This window comes from Wolbachia endosymbiont of Howardula sp. (genome assembly GCF_025021925.1).
GTDB lineage: Bacteria > Pseudomonadota > Alphaproteobacteria > Rickettsiales > Anaplasmataceae > Wolbachia.
Window position 1 is genome coordinate 257,175 of sequence record NZ_CP092368.1, and the last position, 21,540, is coordinate 278,714.

The 21,540-nt window shown below is 29.0% G+C and carries 18 protein-coding genes; 10 read left to right on the top strand and 8 right to left on the bottom strand.

Translation table 11 applies throughout. The features are described 5' to 3' along the window. The first annotated feature begins 5 nt into the window (after positions 1-5). The 3 genes from MC061_RS01250 to MC061_RS01260 are packed head-to-tail and all read left to right on the top strand — an operon-like array spanning position 6 to position 1,265. Positions 6-233, top strand: coding sequence for a F0F1 ATP synthase subunit C (locus MC061_RS01250; RefSeq protein ID WP_259536178.1), 228 nt, complete (start codon positions 6-8; stop codon positions 231-233). A 10-nt stretch (positions 234-243) separates the two neighbouring features. Continuing rightward, positions 244-726: a F0F1 ATP synthase subunit B family protein gene (locus MC061_RS01255; RefSeq protein WP_259536179.1), complete on the top strand. Its 483-nt coding sequence runs from the start codon at positions 244-246 to the stop codon at positions 724-726. A 5-nt stretch (positions 727-731) separates the two neighbouring features. Next, the gene (locus MC061_RS01260) at positions 732-1,265 is read left to right on the top strand and encodes a hypothetical protein (RefSeq protein WP_259536180.1); all 534 of its coding nucleotides are present in this window, start codon (positions 732-734) and stop codon (positions 1,263-1,265) included. A 61-nt stretch (positions 1,266-1,326) separates the two neighbouring features. On the opposite strand, the gene dcd is transcribed toward MC061_RS01260, so the two are convergent. From dcd to mgtE, 3 genes are all read right to left on the bottom strand, one after another. Further along, positions 1,327-1,881 carry a dCTP deaminase gene (dcd, locus tag MC061_RS01265; protein WP_259536246.1) on the bottom strand — a complete coding sequence of 185 codons (555 nt, stop codon included), beginning with the start codon at positions 1,879-1,881 and terminating at the stop codon, positions 1,327-1,329. Positions 1,882-2,149: 268 nt separating this feature from the next. Further along, the gene (locus MC061_RS01270; RefSeq protein WP_259536181.1) at positions 2,150-3,169 is read right to left on the bottom strand and encodes a substrate-binding domain-containing protein; all 1,020 of its coding nucleotides are present in this window, start codon (positions 3,167-3,169) and stop codon (positions 2,150-2,152) included. A gap of 92 nt (positions 3,170-3,261) precedes the next feature. Further along, a complete protein-coding gene (gene mgtE / locus MC061_RS01275) occupies positions 3,262-4,629 on the bottom strand; it encodes a magnesium transporter (protein WP_259536183.1) in 1,368 nt (455 codons plus the stop codon). A 143-nt stretch (positions 4,630-4,772) separates the two neighbouring features. Here mgtE and prfB point away from each other — a divergent pair. The 3 genes from prfB (at position 4,773) to glpX (ending at position 9,802) form a co-directional block, all read left to right on the top strand. Next, positions 4,773-5,889, top strand: a protein-coding gene (gene prfB / locus MC061_RS01280) for a peptide chain release factor 2 (protein ID WP_410543436.1) whose coding sequence is annotated in 2 segments (ribosomal slippage) — positions 4,773-4,838 and positions 4,840-5,889 — 1,116 coding nt in all. Because the reading frame shifts where the segments join, the coding sequence is not laid out codon by codon here. A gap of 191 nt (positions 5,890-6,080) precedes the next feature. Further along, on the top strand, positions 6,081-8,708 hold the full coding sequence (gene ppdK / locus MC061_RS01285) for a pyruvate, phosphate dikinase (protein WP_259536186.1): 2,628 nt from the start codon (positions 6,081-6,083) through the stop codon (positions 8,706-8,708). Positions 8,709-8,878: 170 nt separating this feature from the next. Further along, the gene (gene glpX, locus MC061_RS01290; RefSeq protein ID WP_259536187.1) at positions 8,879-9,802 is read left to right on the top strand and encodes a class II fructose-bisphosphatase; all 924 of its coding nucleotides are present in this window, start codon (positions 8,879-8,881) and stop codon (positions 9,800-9,802) included. A 274-nt stretch (positions 9,803-10,076) separates the two neighbouring features. On the opposite strand, the gene ychF is transcribed toward glpX, so the two are convergent. Further along, positions 10,077-11,162 carry a redox-regulated ATPase YchF gene (gene ychF / locus MC061_RS01295; protein WP_259536188.1) on the bottom strand — a complete coding sequence of 362 codons (1,086 nt, stop codon included), beginning with the start codon at positions 11,160-11,162 and terminating at the stop codon, positions 10,077-10,079. 329 nt (positions 11,163-11,491) lie between these two features. Here ychF and MC061_RS01300 point away from each other — a divergent pair, with 329 nt between their 5' ends. Continuing rightward, complete coding sequence (locus MC061_RS01300; RefSeq protein WP_259536189.1) at positions 11,492-12,682, top strand: CCA tRNA nucleotidyltransferase; 1,191 nt, start codon at positions 11,492-11,494, stop codon at positions 12,680-12,682. A gap of 63 nt (positions 12,683-12,745) precedes the next feature. Here the strand turns inward: MC061_RS01300 and sdhB are convergent, their stop codons facing one another. The 4 genes from sdhB to MC061_RS01320 all read right to left on the bottom strand — a co-directional run bounded on the left by sdhB (position 12,746) and on the right by MC061_RS01320 (position 16,469). Then, positions 12,746-13,528 (bottom strand): succinate dehydrogenase iron-sulfur subunit, encoded by a 783-nt coding sequence (sdhB, locus tag MC061_RS01305; protein ID WP_259536190.1) that lies wholly within the window; start codon positions 13,526-13,528, stop codon positions 12,746-12,748. Between the two features lie 87 nt (positions 13,529-13,615). After that, positions 13,616-14,050 (bottom strand): rRNA maturation RNase YbeY, encoded by a 435-nt coding sequence (gene ybeY / locus MC061_RS01310; RefSeq protein ID WP_259536191.1) that lies wholly within the window; start codon positions 14,048-14,050, stop codon positions 13,616-13,618. 1,236 nt (positions 14,051-15,286) lie between these two features. Continuing rightward, positions 15,287-15,835 carry an aminoacyl-tRNA hydrolase gene (pth, locus tag MC061_RS01315; protein ID WP_259536192.1) on the bottom strand — a complete coding sequence of 183 codons (549 nt, stop codon included), beginning with the start codon at positions 15,833-15,835 and terminating at the stop codon, positions 15,287-15,289. 16 nt (positions 15,836-15,851) lie between these two features. Then, on the bottom strand, positions 15,852-16,469 hold the full coding sequence (locus MC061_RS01320; protein ID WP_259536193.1) for a 50S ribosomal protein L25/general stress protein Ctc: 618 nt from the start codon (positions 16,467-16,469) through the stop codon (positions 15,852-15,854). Between the two features lie 160 nt (positions 16,470-16,629). Here MC061_RS01320 and mtaB point away from each other — a divergent pair, with 160 nt between their 5' ends. The 3 genes from mtaB to gyrB all read left to right on the top strand — a co-directional run bounded on the left by mtaB (position 16,630) and on the right by gyrB (position 21,424). Beyond that, positions 16,630-17,868, top strand: a complete 1,239-nt coding sequence (gene mtaB, locus MC061_RS01325) for a tRNA (N(6)-L-threonylcarbamoyladenosine(37)-C(2))-methylthiotransferase MtaB (protein WP_259536195.1) — start codon at positions 16,630-16,632, stop codon at positions 17,866-17,868. A gap of 149 nt (positions 17,869-18,017) precedes the next feature. Then, the gene (locus tag MC061_RS01330; RefSeq protein ID WP_259536197.1) at positions 18,018-18,857 is read left to right on the top strand and encodes an outer membrane protein; all 840 of its coding nucleotides are present in this window, start codon (positions 18,018-18,020) and stop codon (positions 18,855-18,857) included. Between the two features lie 176 nt (positions 18,858-19,033). Beyond that, positions 19,034-21,424, top strand: a complete 2,391-nt coding sequence (gyrB, locus tag MC061_RS01335; RefSeq protein ID WP_259536199.1) for a DNA topoisomerase (ATP-hydrolyzing) subunit B — start codon at positions 19,034-19,036, stop codon at positions 21,422-21,424. Positions 21,425-21,540: the final 116 nt, after the last annotated feature.

Here is a 21,540-nt window from a genome sequence, read left to right on the forward strand (position 1 = left end):
AACATATGGATTTGGAAGCTTTAAAATTTATAGCAATTGGTTTTAGTGTATTTGGCATGTTAGGTGCAGGAATTGGTGTATCAAACATATTTTCAAATATGTTAAATGGACTTGCAAGAAATCCTGAATCAGAAGATAAAATGAAAAAATATGTATATACAGGAGCAGCTTTAGTGGAAGCAATGGGACTATTTGCATTTTTACTTGCTTTATTATTAATATTTGTTGCATGAGAATGATATAATGCCTCAGCTTGATCTATCAACATTTTCTTCACAAATTTTTTGGTTAACTCTCTCCTTTCTTTTTATGTATTCCATAATTAGTTATATCTTTTTGCCAAAGTTAGAACAAAAAATATGCTATAAAAATAATATGATATTAGAATCTTTTAATAATTCTCTTTATATTTTATTCATGATAGAACATAAATTAATTAAGTATAATTTAGCTTTACAAGGAGCACACAGACAAGCAAAGAAGATCTTAAATGATGCATTTGATCAGATAGATCAAATAAAAAGTAATTTGATACTTACATTACAAGAACAAGATAAAGCGACTCTTCAGCAGATTCATAAACAAATAGAAATATTTAAATCTAATCATAGTCATGAACTACAACAAATCGCACTTGCTATTACGTCAATTTATTATTCAAAATTGACAGATCGTGAGATGAAAAAAAATCACTGTGTTGTTCATTTTATTGAGGGAGTGTTTTAAAATTTATGTCTTCTTCATTAATGATTAGTATAGCTTTCTTAATCAGTATTATGACCGCATATATATTATTAAAAAATAAGATAAAAGATCTTCTTGATAATGAGCATAATAAAAATTCTTTAATGAAAGAAGAAATTGAGCGTTTTAGCAAAGAAGTAAGAAATTATTACAAAACATTTTCTGAAAAATATGATAAATTAGATATAGAGATTAATAAAATTGTAGATACATCAGTACATCAAGCTAATGCAATGCTTGAAAAGCAAAGACAGGATATGCAAAAACTTCTAGATCATAATTCTCATATCAATTTAAAGAAAGTTACTGAACAAATAAAAAAAGATATTGTAGAATTACATATTAATTCAACATGTATAGCAGCTTCTGCTGTGGAATATATAATATCTAAAAATAAAGATGTTAATTTGTATAGTCATATTATCTCTTCATATATTCATCAAGTAAATGCAACTCTTCAACAAGTATTTTCTGTTGATAATCAAAAGAGCATAAATGCACATCATCATGATACAGAATAGAAAAAAATTAGTACAATTTAATATATTTGAGTAATCATTTAAATGATTATTCAAATATTTATTATATAAGTGGTAAAGTAATTCCACGCTGCTTCATATATTTTCCTTGCATCTCATCATATGATTTCTCGCACTCACTGGTACTACTCAAAAATAATAATTGACATGCTCCCTCTTTAGCATAAAGTTTTGCAGGAAGAGGAGTAGTATTGGAAAATTCTAATGTGACATGCCCTTCCCATCCTGGCTCTAAGGGAGTAACATTTACTATAATTCCGCACCTTGCATATGTTGATTTACCTACACAAAGTACTATGATATTTCTTGGAATACGAAAATATTCTACTGTACTTGCAAGCACAAAGCTATTAGGTGGAATGATACAAATGTCTGTTTCTTTATCTATAAAGCTATTCTCAGAAAATTGCTTTGGATCTATTATTTCTGAATGTATATTAGTAAAAATCTTGAATTTATTATTCAGTGTTGCATCATATCCATAGGAAGATAATCCACAAGAAATGACGCCCTTGTTTCTTTTATAATTAATAAATGGCTCTATCATTCCAAACTTTTCAGCTTGTTCTTTTATCCATAAATCTGACATCACGCACATCATAATTCTTTAAAAAAGATAATATCTATCATACTACTAAAATCATCATATTGTAAAATAAGTTTATTATGTAATAGATATGATTTTAATTAAATATATCTTAAATTCCTCATGAATTATATATTATCAGAATCTCAACATAAAATTTTTACAATATATCTATCAATAGAAATTTTGCTCAATATGATTAAAAGAATAATATAAAAAGTTATACTGTAACGTAATCACAAAAAAATTCTTTTTTTATTGTTTGAATTTGCATTCAAATTCATGATATGATATCCTCAACTTCTAATAATACCTTATTCATATCTTCATGAGAAAGTAAAATGAGACCTAATCTAGATAAATATCCATCTTTGGTACTTATAGATTCGATCACTTCTCTAATGAATTCTCGTAATCCTTCAGTAGTTTCTAGATGTTCTGTCTTAATATATAAGTATAAAGGTCTTGCTAATATATAGTGTCCAGATGATATATTATCATAAGTTGGTTCAATGCCTGCAATTGAACTGCCCTGTATCTTATCTTGATTTCTCATCAAAAAACTAAAACTGAATATGCCAAGAGCATTCTTATTGCTCTTTAATTTTTGTATGATAATATTCTCATTAATTCCTACTTCTATATATCTACCATCATCCCTGATAATACTATATACTTTCTTTTTTCTTTGTTGAGCATCGTTATCTTTGTAGATGACATCTGAATTCATAAGTAAATATTGATCAAGTATAATAGTATTAATCAAAGTTTCATATGTTCCTGTATTCTGATGTGGTCCATAAATCTCAATTTCTGTTTTTGGTAATGTATTTTTTATATCATACCAAATTTTTTTAGTATTTTTGACTACTTGATCGTCTATTTTAGAATATGCAGACAAGCTATCGAATATATCCTCTTTCGTAAAATCAAACCTATGACTTTGATTAGAATTTGCAATCACAATTCCATCATAACCCATAATAATCTCTTTTATCTTATGAATTTTATTTAATTTACACAATTCTCTTTCTACTTCTTTAATAGGGCGTGAAGAGGTAGTAATATCTGGAGTATTTCCTCCTATCCCTGAGCAAAACATTTTAAATCCTGCTCCACTTCCTATTGATTCTACAACTGGAGTTTTGAATGATAAAACGCGATGAAAATCCTCAGCGATAAATGATATAAAAGGAAAAACAGTTGAAGATCCTACAATTCTAATATATTGTCTTGCATGAATATCTGAAAAAGCAAAAAATACTATTAAGATAATAATTGCATAAAAAGTTTTGAGCATGATTTAGTTAAAAATTATCTTAAAATTACCATTATAAAATATAATTAAAATAGATTATATCTTCTTGTAAGATATCATAATTTTTTTATCAGTTATTTAATAATAAAAATTGTAGCTAAACCAAGAAATATCACTACTGAGAGAATATCAGTGGTTGCAGATGTCAGAATTGAAGAAGAAATAGCAGGATCAGACTTTAAACGATATAACATAATAGGAATAAACGCTCCAATAAATGTTGAAATAATTGCCATAATGACCATAGAAATTGCAAATATGATTTCTATTTGAAAATTATGAAATCTTATATCTATCACTGTCAAAGAAATAATTGATAAAATAATGCCATTAATGCATCCTATAGATAATTCTTTTATGAGTATTCTCTTTGCATTTTGTGCAGTTAAGTGCTTTGTAGCAATCGCTCTGATTATAAGTGTTACTGTTTGTGATCCAGAATTACCACTCATTGATGCAATAATTGGTAGAATAATAGGTAAAATAATCAAATTCTTTATTGTATGTTCAAAGACACCTGTCACTATTGAACATATAGTAGCTGCTAGAAGATTGAATAATAACCATGGAAGTCTTGTAATAATTGTTTTATATAATGGAGCATTGATATCCGTCTTGGAGAGTACTCCACCAATTTTTAACGCATCTTCCTCTGTCTCCTTCTGAACAACTTTTATTACATCCTCAATTAAAATTACACCTATGATTTTACCACGCTTATTTACTACTGGCGCTGATATGAGAGAATAATCTTGAAAGATTCTTGCTACTTCCTCTTGATCTATACCAGTTTGAATAATTTTAATATCGCGCTTCATGATTGCCTCTATCATAGTATCTCCTGAATGAGATATTACTTGATTTAAGTGAATACTTCCTATTGGTTCTAATCGGGAATTAATAATAAACACTTGATAGAATTTTTCTGGTATTTTTTTATAATTACGTAAAAATTCTGTTAATTGATTAATTGTCCAATGATAAGGTGCTATAATCATGTCTTTATGTATGAGTCTTCCTGCACTTTCTTCTGGATATGAGAGTAATTCCTCTACTTCTTTTCTAATTTTACTAGGTATATAATATAGGATACTACCCGTGCATTTACGATCTAAGTCTTTGATTATAGTTACTATATCTTCAACATGTAATAACATTAATAGTTTTGCAGTATTTTCTATTCCTAGTGTGTTGATAATCTGAACTTGTAAATCTGGCACTACATGTACTAGCGCTTGACTTAATGCATACTGATCTAAGATTTTTACTAATTGATCTCTTTGATCATTGATGGAAGTAGATAAAAAGTAAGCTAGCTGTATGCTATCTATAGATTGTATAATATTTTGAATACTGTTTATATCTTGATTATCAAGAGATTCTATTAAATCATCAATAACCTTATTTTCCAAATAATAATGAGAATTTGTGTCAATATCCATTTTTTTACCTTTACATATATGCTTGATTACTGTGAATATAAGAGTATAATGAAATTATTTTGAATTAACTACAATATGGTAAAATTTCTATTTTCCTGCCTACTATTAATAGTAATAGCTAATATTTTAAAATCTAAAACTTAATGAAAACTGATGCAGAAGTTTTAGAACATTTTCAAAGTTTACATCACAAGATTTCTATTATTCGGAGGGGTCTTTGACATAGAAAAATTAAAGTTACGTTTTCAAGAATTAAAGCTTAAGATTCAGGATAATAATCTATGGCAAGATCATAACACAGCAGATAGACTGCTAAAATTACATGCGCACATTAAAGATACAATAGACTCTTTTTTAAAAATTGAAAGTGATTATAATAATAGCATAAGCTTGATGCAAGTGGCTATTGAAGAGCATGATTTAGAATTCTTCTTAGAAGTAAAACGCGAGTTATTAACATTAGAAAAATTAATTTTACGACAAGAACAAGATATTCTATTTACCCAAGCAGAGGATAAAAATGATTGTTTTTTGGAACTCCAATCAGGAGCAGGAGGCACAGAGAGTAATGATTGGGCTGAAATCTTGTTACGTATGTATATAAGATGGGCAGAAATTTATCATAACTTTCAAGTAGAAATTGTAGATAAATTAGTAGGTGATGAAATTGGTATAAAATCCGCAACAATCAAGATTATGGGAGAGAAAGCTTATGGCTGGTCAAAACACGAAAGTGGAATTCACAGATTAGTAAGAATTTCACCTTTTGATTCTAATGGAAAACGCCATACTAGTTTTGTAAGCGTAGGAGTGATTCCAATCATTGATGAGACAATTAATATATTAATTCATGAAAAGGACTTAAAAATTGATTCTTATCGTGCGTCTGGCGCTGGAGGACAACATGTAAATAAAACTGATAGTGCTATTCGCATAACTCATATACCAACAGGTGTGATAGTGCAATGTCAGAATCATCGCTCTCAACATAGAAACAAAGATGAAGCAATAAAAATACTAAAAGGACGTTTATATCAAAGAGAACTAACAAAGCAAGAGAATAGCATGACTGAACAATATCATAAGAAATGTGATATAGGTTGGGGAAATCAAGTACGATCATACGTTATGCATCCATATCATATGGTTAAGGATTTAAGAACTGGATATGAAGAAGGAAACCTTAGTGCTATTTTTAATGGTAATATAGATCATTTTATCATGAGTATGCTCACGCATAATATGAATACTAAATCATAAGAATAACTCATATCTCTAATCTAGTTTATTATATCTTATCAGACTAATGTAATGTCGTTAATATTCCAATTCTTACGACAAGCAAAGCATATTTTAGAGTTTTATAAAAAATATTATTATTTCAAGTTTAAAGTAGTAATAGATTTTTATTGGAACTAGAGATAGAATATAGTAAATATAGTGATAAAAAAATGGCAAATAAATTAATATATCACTTTAGTAAAAACAAATGCGAAGGTAGTGCAAGCATGAAGCATCTATTAGGCTCAAAAGGTGCACACTTAGCAGAAATGTGTAATCTGGGCATACCCGTACCTCCTGGTTTTACAATCTCTTGTATGAGTAATTGGCAAGAAGCATTATCTCGTAATATATATAATGAAATTAAAAATAGTATTCTCACTCTAGAAGATGAAATGGAATGTCAATTTGGAGATGAAAGTAATCCATTATTAGTATCCATACGTTCTGGAAGTATTCACTCAATGCCTGGTATGATGGATACTGTGCTAAATGTTGGTTTAAATGATCAAACTGTTATTGGAATGGCAAGAACGCATGGTGAGCGTTTTGCTTATGATAGTTATTGTAGATTTATTAATATGTATGCTAATGTAGTATTGAATCTTGATAATCATTTATTTCAAAATATCATTGATCATGAACAACAAAAAAGTAGAGTACAGAATTTATCTGATCTTGACATTTATATTTTAAAAAAAATAATCCGTGAGTTTAAAAAGATAATATACATCTCTACTAAAATACATTTTCCACAAAATGTCTTAGATCAATTATTCAACTCTATCAATGCAGTATTTAAATCTTGGAATAATAATAGAGCTATTGCTTATAGAAAGATACATAGTATTCCTGATACATTAGGTACTGCTGTTAATATTCAAGCAATGGTTTTTGGCAATCTAAATGATCAATCAGCAACTGGTGTAATATTTACACGCAATCCTTCAAATGGAGAGAACAGACTCTTTGGAGAATTCTTAATGAATGCTCAAGGATCAGATATAGTGTCTGGGATATATACCCCTATGCCAATTTTAGGTCATCAATCTAATTGTATGGCACAATTAATGCCAATGATCTATCAAGAGTTATGTCTGATATGTCACTCTCTTGAAGCCCACTATAAAGATATGCAAGATATTGAATTTACTGTACAAGACAGTAAATTATGGATTTTACAAACTAGATCTGGTAAACGTTCCACTGAAGCTGCGATTCGCATAATAGTAGATATGGTGAACGAGAAAATTATTACAAAAGAAGAAGGAATAGCAAAAGTTGATATAAAAGCTTTTGTTAGTCTATTACATCCTGTATTGGATGTGCAGAAAGCGCAAAGAGTAATAGGAATGGGGTTACCAGCTTCTCCAGGAGTTGCATCTGGATATGCATTATTTAATATAAATGATGTAGAACAAGCTATCTTACAGGATCAAAAAATCATATTAGTTAGATCAGAAACAAGTACTGAAGATATTAATAGCATGCACACTGCAAGTGGTATTATAACGACAAGAGGAGGTATGACCTCACACGCAGCTGTTGTAACAAGAGGAATGGGAAAACCATGTATTTGTAGTGTGAGTGATATGTATATTGATCAAAATGGTGATTTTTGTTTTATAGGAAATACTAAAGTAAATAAAGGAGATCCAATTACTATTAATGGAGGAACTGGAGAAGTCATGCTAGGATTATTACCTACTATCCTACCTACAGTATCGCAAGAATTTAATACAATAATAAATTGGACAGATGAAATAAAAAAAATTGAAGTTAAAGCAAATGCTGATACTCCACAAGAGATTCATACTGCTAAAGCATTTGGTGCAGAAGGTATAGGACTATGTAGAACAGAGCATATGTTTTTTGCTCATGATAGAATTGATCTGATTCAAAAATTGATTATAGCAGATAGTGCACATGAAAGATGCAGTATACTAAGTCAATTAGAAAAAATACAAAAATCTGATTTTAAAGAAATTTTCTCTATAATGAAAAATCAAAGAGTTACAATACGCCTTCTTGATCCCCCATTACATGAATTTTTACCTAATAATCAATCCTCTATAGAGAGAATTGCTAGATCACTTAATAAATCTGTTGAATCAATAAAAAGCAAAATAATACAACTGTCAGAAAAGAATCCTATGCTTGGTCATAGAGGCTGCAGACTAGCAGTCTCTTATCCTGAAATATATAGTATGCAAATTAGAGCAATTTTTAGTGCTGCAGAAGAAATAATAGAAATAACAAAACTATCAATTGTTCCAGAAATTATGGTACCGTTTGTAATGAATGAGAAAGAGTTGATTTTAATATGTCAAATGATTAAACAAGAAGCTAAAAATTTTGATATACAATACATAATTGGTACTATGATAGAGTTACCACGTGCAGCACTAATTGCTGATAAGTTAGCAAAACACGTAGAGTTTTTTAGTTTTGGTACTAATGACTTAACGCAAACAACTCTTGGATTATCTAGAGATGATGCATGTCATTTTATAGATTTATATAAAAAAAGAAATGTATTAGAACATGATCCATTTGAAGTACTTGATATTGAAGGTGTAGGGGAATTAATCAAAATTGCGATTTATAAAGGTAGAGAAAATAATATAAATATGAAATTTGGTATATGTGGAGAACATGGTGCAGATCCAAAATCAATAGAATTCTTCAGTCACTTAGGAATAGATTATATTTCCTGTTCTCCATATAGATTACCAATTGCAAAATTAGTATTAGCTAAATTAAATACTCAACAAAGAGATATTAATTCATTTTATTAAATCTCTATCTTCGAAGAGATATATGTATTAGTATACATCAATTTCATTATATATGTAAAATTATTTTTGATATGTGAAGAATGATGTATTCAAATCTTATGATTCCTTGCAATCATTGCTAGTATAAGATAAATTATGAGATATTAATCAATTTATTCTGTAATAATAGAATGGAATTCTTAGGGTATCATCTTGTACAAGTTACGCAATTTGCTGCTATTGCTGCATACAAATTATGTGGTTTATGTGACGAGAAAAAAGCAGATCAAGCTGCTGTTGATGCAATGCGCACAGCGTTACAGACTCTAGAAATTAATGGTATCATTGTAATTGGTGAAGGAGAAAGAGATAAAGCACCCATGCTATATATTGGAGAAAAGGTTGGCACTGGTATTGGTCCTAGTCTTGATATTGCTGTTGATCCTCTTGAAGGTACTACAATGTGTGCATATTATAAACAAGGAGCCATGTCCGTACTTGCTGCAACAAAACAAGGAAATTTTTTACATGCTCCTGATATTTATATGGAAAAAATAGCTATAGGTAAATATTTACCATATGGTATAGTATCACTTAAAAATAGCATTCGAAAGAATCTAGAGAATTTATCTCAAGTAAAAAACTGCCAGGTGAGTGATCTAAAGATTGCCATTTTAAAACGCAAGAGACATATTAAATTAATAAAAAAAATTAGTAAATTATCAGCAAAAGTTAAATTAATAGATGATGGAGATATTACTGCAATCATTTCATTAATACACGATCATCACGATATGTATATTGGTATAGGTGGAGCACCAGAAGGTGTACTTGCAGCTTCTGTACTACGTTCTATGGGTGGACAGATGGAAGGAAGATTAATATTTAATACAGAAGAAGCAAAAAAAAGAGCACATGATTTTCATATCCATGAATTAGACAAAATCTACTCTTTACAGGATATGGTAAGAGGTGAATCAGTATTTATTGCCACTGGTATTACAAGTGGAGAACTGTTAGAAGGAGTGCAATTATATAAAAATCATACTTCAACGCACTCTATCATTATATCGCCTAATAAGGTAGTGAGACTACAGACAGTACATCATGTTTAGCTGTAATGTTTTACTTATCCTATTTAATCATCCTCATTGATACTGTATTGCATCATCTCAGTGTCTTTTTGATTTAAAAAATCTGCATCTTGTCACATATTACCACTCGATATTTTTGGAATCATTATGGTAATAGCATTCTTATGAGATATGCTTTTTTCTTTAATCATCTTATAAGAATATATATAAGAATTATAAGAAAATAAAAAAACAGTATGGTTGTATTAATAAAGTCCAGTCTTGTGAACAGGTATAACATGAAGTATAGATTCTATTATATATTGAATCTAAAATGCATGATATCACCATCTTGTACAATATAATCTCTACCTTCCAATCTCACTTTGCCAGCTTGCTTACAAGCTGCTTGGCCTCTATATTGAATAAAATCTATTAAACTAATTGTTTCTGCTTTTATAAATCCTGTTTTAAAATCAGTATGAATCAGACCTGCAACTTGATCAGCTTTAGATCCTCTTTTTACTGGCCATGCACGCGCTTCTTTAGGTCCTACAGTGAAGCAAGTGATCATTCCCATGATATCATATAAAATACGTGTCATTTTATTCAAAGCTGATTCTTCTAATCCAAATTCTGATAAGAAATGTTTTTGTTCCTCTGAAGTCTCAAGACGAGAAATTTCGTCTTCAAGTTTTACTGAAATACAACAAACCTGACTATTATGTTGTTGCGCCATATACATAACACTTTTAGATAAAACATTGCCATTAATCATATATGTATCTTCTACATTACAGATATATATCATAGGTTTTGTTGTCAATAATTGTAATCCTGTTATATCATGTTTCTTAAAGAGTCTAGCAGGTTTTCCTGACTGCAAGATTACTAAAATCTCATATATTAAATCAATCTGACTGTTTTGTTCTTGATTGTTATCTCTCACATGCTTTTTTAAATGAAATAATTTTTTTTCTAGTGTATTAATATCAGCAAGTATTAATTCCATATTCACTATTTCTGCATCTAATACTGGATTAATGACATTATGGACATGACTAATTTCTTCATTACTAAAACATCGCAGTACATGTACAATCACATCTACTTCTCTAATATTGTGCAGGAATTTATTTCCTAATCCTTCTCCCTGATTTGCTCCTTTTATCAATCCTGCAATATCTACAGCTAAGAGCTGGACCATAATTATATTCTGAGATGAAACAATAGATGCAATTTTGTGTAAACGATCATCTATCATAGATACTTGCCCAATATTTGGCTCTATAGTACAAAAAGGATAATTAGCAGATTCAGCGATACTAGAACGAGTCAATGCATTAAATAATGTAGATTTACCTATATTAGGCAATCCTACTATACCAAAGCTCAAATTCATATGTTGTTATGTAATATCACTTATAATATCGAGATTTATAGAATGTTGCTATATATTATTTTACGCACTGTATATATTAAAATAATTGATGATATCATCAGAATAATACTTAGCTCGTATCATATAAATGTAATATCTAATATATACAGTAGTGACTAATGAATTTAAGAAATATCTAAAGATAATTCTATTATCTTGTTGATTTTATTAAATAGAATAACAACAAAAGAAAAATTTTATTTTCAAAATAGTAATATTATCTCAACAGAGTTGCAAGTCTTCTTAGTGTTATATAGTATAGTGTTCATTATCATGAAAATATCAAGCTCATGCAATGTATAAGAGAATCGTCTCATTTAATATTTTCTGCAATCGAAGAATATGGAGGAATTGCTAGGCTTGTTGGTGGATGTGTAAGAGATGCATTATTAGGTTGTGTCAATCATGATATTGATTTAGCTACTAATCTTCTACCAGAATATACAGTAGAAGCATTAAAAAAATATAATATTAAGACTATTCTTACTGGTTTACATCATGGGACTATCACTGCAATTCTAGATAAACAATCCTTTGAAATTACAACACTCAGATATGACACTCAGTGTTACGGTAGATATGCTAAAGTAAAATTTACTGATAATTGGCAAGCTGATGCTTCGCGACGGGATTTTACATTTAATGCTTTATATGCAGATATGTCAGGTAAGATTTATGATTACTTTGATGGAATACAAGACTTAAAAAACAGAAAGTTACACTTTATAGGTAGACCAGAAGATAGAATTCAAGAAGATTATTTACGTATTTTGAGAGCTTTTCGTTTTCATGCGAAACTATGCTTAGGCAAATTAAGTCATGATATACTGAGTACATGTAAAAAATATTCACATCATATTGACTATCTCTCTGGAGAAAGAATTAGAGAGGAAATATTTCAATTATTACGATGTGTTAATCCTGCTCCTACACTTAAGCTAATGCAAGAATCAGAAATTCTACAAAAAATCATTCCAATGGAAGTACAATGCGATATTTTACTATCTAAACGTCTTGTGAATACTGACGTACTAGTAAAATTAGCATTGATATTAAGAACTGCTAAAAAGCACAGATTAGACCTTGGAGAACATGTCAGTAAATTATTACGACTTTCGAATAAAGAAAAGAAAAAATTATTATTTCTACTCTCCAATAATTTTATAAGAGGAATCTCAGAGAGAGAACAGGAAAGATACATATCTTTGTTTAGTAAAGCATTATATTGCGACTTAGCACTCATTTATAGTATAGAGTCTGGAGAAGATGTTGAGCAATTCATTTCATTTGCTAATACATTTACTATTCCAAAATTTCCCTTATCTGGATCTGATTTGATTAGTATAGGTTATGATCCAGGAGAAAATTTAGGAAGGACATTGAATTATCTTAGGAATTGTTGGGAAAATAGTGCTTATACTTTAACTAAAGATGAATTGATGCAAAATGTTACTGGCATCTCTATTATAAGAAACGATTGATATATACATTAAGTGTCTCTATATATTATATCGCCTATTCATCTTATAAGAATATATCACATATTAGAAATTGCATTCTAGAATCAACCGTTTAATGTTTACTATTGCTTTTGCAGGATTTAATCCTTTTGGACAAGCTTGTGTACAATTCATAATTGTATGACAGCGATACAATTTAAAAGAATCATTTAATGCATTAAGTCTTTTACGAGTATTAGTATCACGACTATCCATAATCCATCTATATGCTTGTAACAATATTGCAGGTCCTAAAAACTGATCACTATTCCACCAATAACTTGGACATGATGTTGAGCAACATGCACATAAGATACAATCAGATAGACCATCTAACGCCTTTCTCTCATGAGGAAGTTGAGCATGTTCTTTATTTATTACAACAGATTTATTTGTGTGTAACCATGGTTTAATTGATTTATATTGCTGATAAAATTTACTCATATCCGATACTAGATCTTTTATTATATACATATGAGGTAATGGAAAAATTCTTACTGTACCTTTGATATCTTGTATAGATTTGACACATGCAAGAGTATTGATACCATCTATATTCATGGCACAAGATCCACATATTCCCTCTCTACAAGATCGTCTAAAAGTGAGAGTAGAGTCTATTTCATTCTTTATTTTGATTAAAATATCAAGTATCATTACTCCACAACTATTCATATCAATAAAAAAAGTATCTATTCTAGGATTGTTATTATCATTAGGAGACCATCTATAGATTTGAATTTTTCTTATATTTACTCCTTTTGGAACAGGATATCGCTTACCTTGAGTGTTAATTACGGCATTCTTGGGAAGAGAAATTTGTACCATATGTGGTTTTCCTTTATGATTATTGAAGTGTGATAGTGATGTATTTTAAATAACATATTTTATAATATCAACTATATCTTTTGTTTTTTACATGAGTAAAGTAAGAATTTGATTTTCCAAATTTTTCATGATTTCTGCTTTATCTTCTTGTTCGTGAGAATATCCAAGTAAATGTAGTAATCCATGTAATAACATATGCTCAATATGGTATATTATAGGTATAAAAAATTTAGATGATTCTTTTTGTATTGTATCTATTGAAATAGCTATATCTCCTAAATCACACTTATGTGATAATGTCTGATGAGGAAATGACAAGACATTAGTAGGATTATCATTTCCCCTAAATTTAAAATTTAAAGCACGTAAAAATTGATCATCAGCTAATGCTATTGATATATTACATTGATATTGTATTATTCTTAATTCTTGCATCGCAATATTCATAATTTGTGATATAAATTTTTTAGGGGACTTAAGGATACTATACCATTTTGCATTTATAATGTTTACTTCTAACATGAGAGTATCAATGATTGATGATCAGGATATAAAAATTATGTATACAACATGCACATAAGATAGTCTAACTGGTACTGACAGGAATTTTTTATAATAATCAATCCCCATATATGATGTTTTAAAAAAAATGCTTCTCACATATAGAACCTGAATGCTTTTATAAAAATATTTTATGCTTTCATTTAGATAAATTAGGAAATTACATCATTGATGTCAACGTTTTTTTCTCCTAATCTTATGGATCATCACGCAATTTGTAGAGAATCATCTATGATAGACTCTTTATTGCAATCAACTCAAACATTATGCATAATATGCATTAATGCTTTACTATCAATTCTATTATTTCATTATTAATAATATCTATGATAGAATAATCAAAAGATTCTTGTTGTACATTATATCATATCTCATGCTATATTATACTGTGAAGATTTATATTTTTACTCTATTAGTAGCATCAGTGATTAATAATATTAGAACATATATTTTGTAAATTAATAATTTTCATGCAGTATCTTACTGTTTGTACAAACTATGATTAAGTAATATATAAAGTATTGTATATAGTGAATATAGCATGTTATGTTCATTTTTTAATGCTGTTACATGACTAATATTAAATTATTGCATTATTTCATGTAACTGAGAATCGTTTTACATCCATAAAATCCAAATTCACAAATCTGATATTAGAACAATCACTACTCTCAATATCAGCATTTAATATGCTATTATTATCAAGCAAAAAAAGACATAAAAGTATAGTTTGTGCATTTTACAATTCTCAATCATTTTAGAATTAATGCTACAGTTTGTATACTATTGGTTCCAGCAAAGATTCAATAGCAGATTGTTTTAAGGATTTGCTTTATGTGTAAATATAAGGATTGTATAACAATCAAAATTTACTTCTTATAAATCACTTTACTCTTTCTACTAATTTTTGATTTTCTAGACTATATTTTCGAATATAATCTCAAACAGTGCACTAATCATATTATGATTCTTATACTAATATAATAAGATGTCTGCTTTTATTTGTTCATCCCTATCATGCTCATTTATTTCAGATTTACTGATATAAGTTTTTTTAAATATTATTCTCTTTGAATAATAATATTAATTTTATTCAAATGTGTTTTTATATATTATGGGAAATTATGGAGTATTACTATTATATTGAAGAAACGAGATGATTATCTCCAATTTATTTTAAAAAAATCACTTGCAAAATTATTTCACTGAATTTATGAATTCTATATTTCTTCCTTGAAGCATTAAGTATATATACTTTGATATTTTCCCTATTAAATCAGTCATATTATCAAGATTTGAAAATTGTGATAATACGTATTCTGAAACACTCATATGATCTTTTGGTCTGCTCACACCAAATCTTATTCTCAAATAATTTGATCCAATAGCTTGATCAATAGATTTGAGTCCATTATGTCCAGCTGTACTGCCACCTTTTTTTACTTTTATTCTTCCAATTTCTAGGTCAATATCATCATGTATTACAATCATATCATCCAATAAGATTGGATAGTGGTTTATGACTTTTGAAATTGGAGTACCAGAGTTATTCATAAATGAATAAGGCTGTAGTAATAGTACTGAAAATTCATTAATATGACCATATGTTATGAGATAATCTTCCTTTTTATGAAAGGGAGCAAATGCCCAATACTTACAGATCTCTCCTATGATGAGGAATCCGATATTATGATATGTATTCTGATATTTTATACCGGGATTACCTAATCCAACTATGAGTTGCATTCTGATACTTCTTGCATTATGCTGCTCCCCCTGTCTCTATTGCAAGCTCTTCGCTTCTACTGTTAATAGAAGAAATTCTTGCAATAGTAAAATTTATCTTTTCAGAAGATGCATATTTAATACCTTCTGGTAATTTTAAGTCAGAGAGATATATAGATTGCCCAATAGTTTTACCAGATAAATCAATCTCTATAGTTTTAGGTATATTATCAAGCGCGCATTTTATAGTCAGACTACGATATAATATATTTAATACTCCTCCTAATCTGATACCTGGAGATTTATTATCATTTATAAATGACAGAGGAATATTAATTTTTATATCATTTTTTTTATCAATAAATTGAAAATCGACATGTTGTATCGTATCGAATATAACATGTCTTTGAATATGACGCACAAGGGCATATACCTCTTTATCTAAAATATTCAAGATCACTACATGTGTAGAGAGAGCTCCAGATTTACAGTATTTGATAAATTCTTTTGTACAAATCGTAAGATTAATATTTTGGTACCCTTTTCCATATATAATACCTGGTATTTTACCTCTCTTTCTAAGAGAGAAAATAGCTTTTTTCTTTGTGACTTCACGTATTTCTGTATCAATTATTACCACTTGTTGTGCTATCATATTACTACCTAATATTTGAGATCTATAAATATTATAGCTCAGTAGTGAAAAATAACATATAGATATTTATTTTGCACTACAAACTACATTTTCTAGTATTTTATGTAGAAAGTATGTATAGAGTATCAGGATTATATATCTACTAAAGTAAAATTCTGTAATGAATGAAATCATAACATTTGGATGTCGTCTTAACTTTTATGAAAGTGAATTAATAAGACAAGCACTGAAAACAACAAATAGAAGAAATGTTGTGATAGTACACAGCTGTGCTGTTACAAATGCAGCAGAGAGACAAGTAAAACAAAAAATACGTAAAATTCATAAGGATAATCCAAATAAGGATATTATAGTTGCAGGCTGTGCCGTACAACTAGATCCAGAAGGATATAGTAATATACCTGGTGTCAGTAGAGTATTAGGTAATCAAGATAAATTGCAACCTGAAAATTACTTACTAGATCGTAATAAAATTATTGTTAGTGATAATAATACAGTAAGGAAGACAGCTCCTATTCTTTTATATCAGTATCAAAATAAATCAAGAGCGTTTATTGAAGTTCAAAATGGATGTAATCATGAATGTACATTTTGTTCAATTACTCACGCAAGAGGCAATAACAGATCTGTATCAATCAGTAGTATCATAGAACAAATTAAGGCTTTTATTACAAATGGATATCAGGAAATAGTATTTACAGGTGTTGATATTACAGATTTTGGAACAGATATCTTTGGTATCCCATCACTTGGTGTGCTTATTAAAAAGGTTTTAAAGACAATACCAGAACTAGCAAGATTGAGACTTTCATCTCTTGATATTTCTGAAATTGATAATGAATTAGTAGATATCATAGCATGTGAGCCAAGACTTATGCCTCATTTACATTTAAGCCTACAATCTGGTAATAATTTAATCTTAAAAAGAATGAAACGTCGTCATAATAGAGAGCAAGTAATAGAGTTTTGTAATAAATTAAAAGTTCTGAGACCTAATATAGCATTTGGTGCTGATGTGATTGTTGGCTTTCCGACAGAGACACATGAAATGTTTCAAGATACTGTCACTCTGCTGAAAGAGATTAATACAGTATATTTACATACTTTTCCATTTTCACAAAACAAAAACACTCCTGCTTCACGTATGCCACAAATATCAGACAGCATTCGCAAAGAAAGAGTACGTTATTTAATAAACATAAATCAAGAAATGATCGCTAATTTTTATAAATCTTTGATTGGTACTAAACAGCAAGTGATAGTTGAACATAATGCTCTTGGTAGAGCAGAAAACTTTGCATTAATAAGACTTGAGTCTAATGCTCAAGTGAAAAGCCTTGTGCAAGTAAAAATCCAAAGAGTAGAAAACAATTATTTAATTGGGAAGATTTTATCCTAGTCTTTAATATATAAAATTATGATAATGGAATTATACATTTTAAGATGAATTTCTTTGTGAACACCAAAAGATACATTTACCTAAATATTGTCATGCTATGCATCTGTTTGTTTATTACCTTCGTAGTGAGTAATAAATGTTTTGCATATATGTTAATAGATTTGCCTATACATAATATAGATTCTCATGAGCAATTAGCTAGTCAGAATCTCATAAGAAAAAAACAAGCATTTACTGAAAATCTCAAAGACTTGACACAAGTAAATAGTCTAGCTCATAAATTATCCTGTTTATCTAATCAGAAGAATGCATGGTCACAGATTACTCATCAACCCGATATATCAGAAAAGACAAAAAAATCTGATTTTTACATTAGTATGTACCGTAGCAAAGTATATCAGGATACTCCAGAAAAATTCATAAGATGCATAACATCAATAAGAGAAAAAATCTTAGGATGGATAGATGAAGATCAATATATTCATGTGATGCTCAAAAAGATGATAACAGGAGAAATTAATAAAATACTTCACTTTAATGGTCACATTGATTTTTATTGGCTTAATAATATTGCTGTTGGTGTGAAAATAGGAGACAATACACGTCTTGATTTAGAAGCAATGTACTCTGAAATTACTATTCGTAATAGTCATGATATTACTTCTAGTATTGATCATTCATTAACTATGTTAGCACTTTTAACAAATATTTACTATAATCCTCACGTTCAAGATACAAGATTTACTCCATATGTAGGTTTTGGTATAGGTCCAACAGTTTTTAGATTGCAAACATTGACACCACTATCACATAATTCAATATCTATAGATCTGTCTTTATTTGTATATCAATTAAAGTGTGGCATAAATTATTCTATTTTACCAACCCTAAGAACCTGTTTTGGATATCGATTCTTTAATATTCCAATGCCTATTGCAGGTGCAATATCTACTCATAGTATTGAGGCTGGTTTAGTATTTGATTTTTAAATTTATCTTGTAATTAATAATTTTTTTCTGTTCTTTCTATCCTGAGTCTGATATTCTGATATATTAGAAATGCAGTATAAAAATTAAGTGATAATAATGCAATTGCAATTACTTAATGTGTGATAATTGGTAGTATAAACAAGTGTTAAAAAAAAACATTACAATAAAAAGTTCTTATGGAAACTAGTTATAATGCTAATTCAATTAAAATATTAAGGGGTCTTGAGGCTGTAAGAAAGCGTCCAGGTATGTACATTGGTGATACTAATGATGGATCAGGCTTACATCAGATGGTATATGAGGCTATTGATAACGCAATAGATGAATCTTTAGAAGGTCATTGTGATAAAATTGATATTAGTATTAATGAGAATGGATCAGTATCTGTCACTGATAATGGTCGTGGAATTCCTACTGATCTTTTTGAAGAAGAAGGAATATCAGCAGCGGAAGTTATTCTGACGCAACTGCATGCAGGTAGTAAATTTGATCATAATACCTATAAAGTATCTGGAGGATTACATGGAGTAGGTATTTCAGTTGTCAACGCATTATCAAGTTGGCTAGAACTCACTATATGGCGTAATAAAAAAGAATATTTTATCACTTTTAACAATGGTAACGCAATTGAACCTTTAAAAGTGATTAAAGATAATATTCCTAAGAGAGGCACTAAGATAACATTTATGCCATCAGTTCAGATTTTTAATAATATTGATTTTAGTTATTCAGTTCTTGAAAATCGTATCAGAGAATTAGCATTTTTGAATGCAAAGATTAAGATAACTTTACGAGATTTGAGCGCTAAGCCATCTAAAGAATCTTATTTCAATTATCATGATGACTCTCAAGATCATTATGGTACATCAAATTTCATCAGACATTTGGATAAAAATAAAAATATTGTCACTAAAATTGTCAGTATGGAAGGATATGTAGAAAATTTAGGCATCACTTTAGAAGTGTCAATGGCTTGGAATGATTCTTATTATGAACATGTCTTATGTTTTACAAACAATATCAAACAGCAAGATGGTGGTACTCATCTCTCAGGACTAAGATCCTCTCTTACTAGATGTATTAATAACTATGCTATACACGAAGGTTTTTTAAAAAAAGCAAAGATTAATTTAACTGGAGAAGATATTAGAGAAGGTCTAACATGTGTTTTATCTCTTAAAATGCCAGATCCTAAATTTTCTTCACAAACAAAAGATAAATTAGTCAGTGCTGAGGGACGTACAGTAGTAGAAAATATCATATCAGATAAATTTGGTACAATATTAGAAACTAATCCAAAATTAGCAGAAAGTATATTAGATAGAGTAATAAATGCTGCAAAAGGTAGAGAGGCTGCTAGAAAAGCACGTGAGATGATCAAAACCAAAAGTGGTATTGATAATATCATTACTCTACCAGGAAAACTTGCTGACTGTGAAGAAAAATCTCCAGAATTGTCAGAATTATTTATAGTAGAAGGTAATTCAGCAGGTGGATCTGCAAAACAAGGGCGCAATAGAAAAACACAAGCAGTCCTTGCGTTAAAAGGGAAAATTTTAAATGTTGAACGTGCAAGCTTAGATCGTATCTTTTCATCTGTAGAGATTTGTTCATTAATTACTGCAATTGGTACTGGAATAGGTATTGAAAATTTTAATATTGAAAAAGTCAGATATCATAAGATTGTTATTATGACAGATGCAGATGTTGATGGATCACATATTAGAACTTTGATTTTGACCTTTTTTTTTAGATATATGCGTGAGATCATTGATAAGGGATATTTATATATAGCACAACCACCACTCTATAAAGTGACAAAAAATTCTAAAGATACTTATATTAAAGATGATGCTATGCTTGTAGACTATATCATCAATGCAGCAGTAAAAAGATTAACTGTCAGTTCTATCTCCTCATCTTGTAATGACATACGATATATTTATAATATATGTGAAAAAATCTCCAATCTTAGTAAACTCTATAATAGAGAGATTCCACAGAATATTCTAGAATCACTATTAATCCTCATAAAACAGAATTCTGTTCTCAAATCTAATGATATCTTAGAATATTTTACATTAACATACAGCATGTATACTTGGGAAGTAGATATCACATATGATAAAACAGCAATCCATATTTCTAAGTTATTTCAGGGACTTGCAGATAAGTATATATTTCCTCTTATAATGATAGAACATCAAGATATTCAAAATATTCTCATTCTTCTTGATGAGTTAGACAATATATTTAATGGTAAAACATTTTTACAAGCAAAGGAAAATAAGATAAAAGTGACTTCTCCTTGTGAATTTGTTTCAACAATCATAGAATATGGTAAAAGGGGATTAGTTTTACAGAGATTCAAAGGACTTGGAGAGATGAATAATGATCAACTATGGGATACTACATTGAATCCTGATACTAGAACTTTACTACAAGTCAAAATACAAGATTATGAAGAAGCGAATGAGATATTCTCAATATTAATGGGTGATAAAGTAGATCCCAGACGAGATTTTATCAATAATAATGCTCTTTATGTCAATCTAATTGATTTTTAATATTGTATAAGATTATAGATATAAAATATGCATAGCAAATATCACAGAAAGAATTATCAGAGCTTTTCGAGCATAATATATACAAGATATATGGCATAAATACACAATAATCTTAA

What these genes read in the sequence shown, in the direction of transcription:
- ppdK (WP_259536186.1), top strand. Translation starts at nt 6,081, where the DNA reads ATGGCAAATAAATTAATATATCACTTTAGTAAAAACAAATGCGAAGGT.
- sdhB (WP_259536190.1), bottom strand. Translation starts at nt 13,528, where the DNA reads ATGGTACAAATTTCTCTTCCCAAGAATGCCGTAATTAACACTCAAGGT.
- dcd (WP_259536246.1), bottom strand. Translation starts at nt 1,881, where the DNA reads ATGTGCGTGATGTCAGATTTATGGATAAAAGAACAAGCTGAAAAGTTT.
- mtaB (WP_259536195.1), top strand. Translation starts at nt 16,630, where the DNA reads ATGAATGAAATCATAACATTTGGATGTCGTCTTAACTTTTATGAAAGT.
- MC061_RS01260 (WP_259536180.1), top strand. Translation starts at nt 732, where the DNA reads ATGTCTTCTTCATTAATGATTAGTATAGCTTTCTTAATCAGTATTATG.
- MC061_RS01330 (WP_259536197.1), top strand. Translation starts at nt 18,018, where the DNA reads ATGTTAATAGATTTGCCTATACATAATATAGATTCTCATGAGCAATTA.
- MC061_RS01300 (WP_259536189.1), top strand. Translation starts at nt 11,492, where the DNA reads ATGCAATGTATAAGAGAATCGTCTCATTTAATATTTTCTGCAATCGAA.
- glpX (WP_259536187.1), top strand. Translation starts at nt 8,879, where the DNA reads ATGGAATTCTTAGGGTATCATCTTGTACAAGTTACGCAATTTGCTGCT.
- MC061_RS01250 (WP_259536178.1), top strand. Translation starts at nt 6, where the DNA reads ATGGATTTGGAAGCTTTAAAATTTATAGCAATTGGTTTTAGTGTATTT.
- MC061_RS01270 (WP_259536181.1), bottom strand. Translation starts at nt 3,169, where the DNA reads ATGCTCAAAACTTTTTATGCAATTATTATCTTAATAGTATTTTTTGCT.
- mgtE (WP_259536183.1), bottom strand. Translation starts at nt 4,629, where the DNA reads ATGGATATTGACACAAATTCTCATTATTATTTGGAAAATAAGGTTATT.
- MC061_RS01320 (WP_259536193.1), bottom strand. Translation starts at nt 16,469, where the DNA reads ATGATAGCACAACAAGTGGTAATAATTGATACAGAAATACGTGAAGTC.
- pth (WP_259536192.1), bottom strand. Translation starts at nt 15,835, where the DNA reads ATGCAACTCATAGTTGGATTAGGTAATCCCGGTATAAAATATCAGAAT.
- gyrB (WP_259536199.1), top strand. Translation starts at nt 19,034, where the DNA reads ATGGAAACTAGTTATAATGCTAATTCAATTAAAATATTAAGGGGTCTT.
- MC061_RS01255 (WP_259536179.1), top strand. Translation starts at nt 244, where the DNA reads ATGCCTCAGCTTGATCTATCAACATTTTCTTCACAAATTTTTTGGTTA.
- ychF (WP_259536188.1), bottom strand. Translation starts at nt 11,162, where the DNA reads ATGAATTTGAGCTTTGGTATAGTAGGATTGCCTAATATAGGTAAATCT.
- ybeY (WP_259536191.1), bottom strand. Translation starts at nt 14,050, where the DNA reads ATGTTAGAAGTAAACATTATAAATGCAAAATGGTATAGTATCCTTAAG.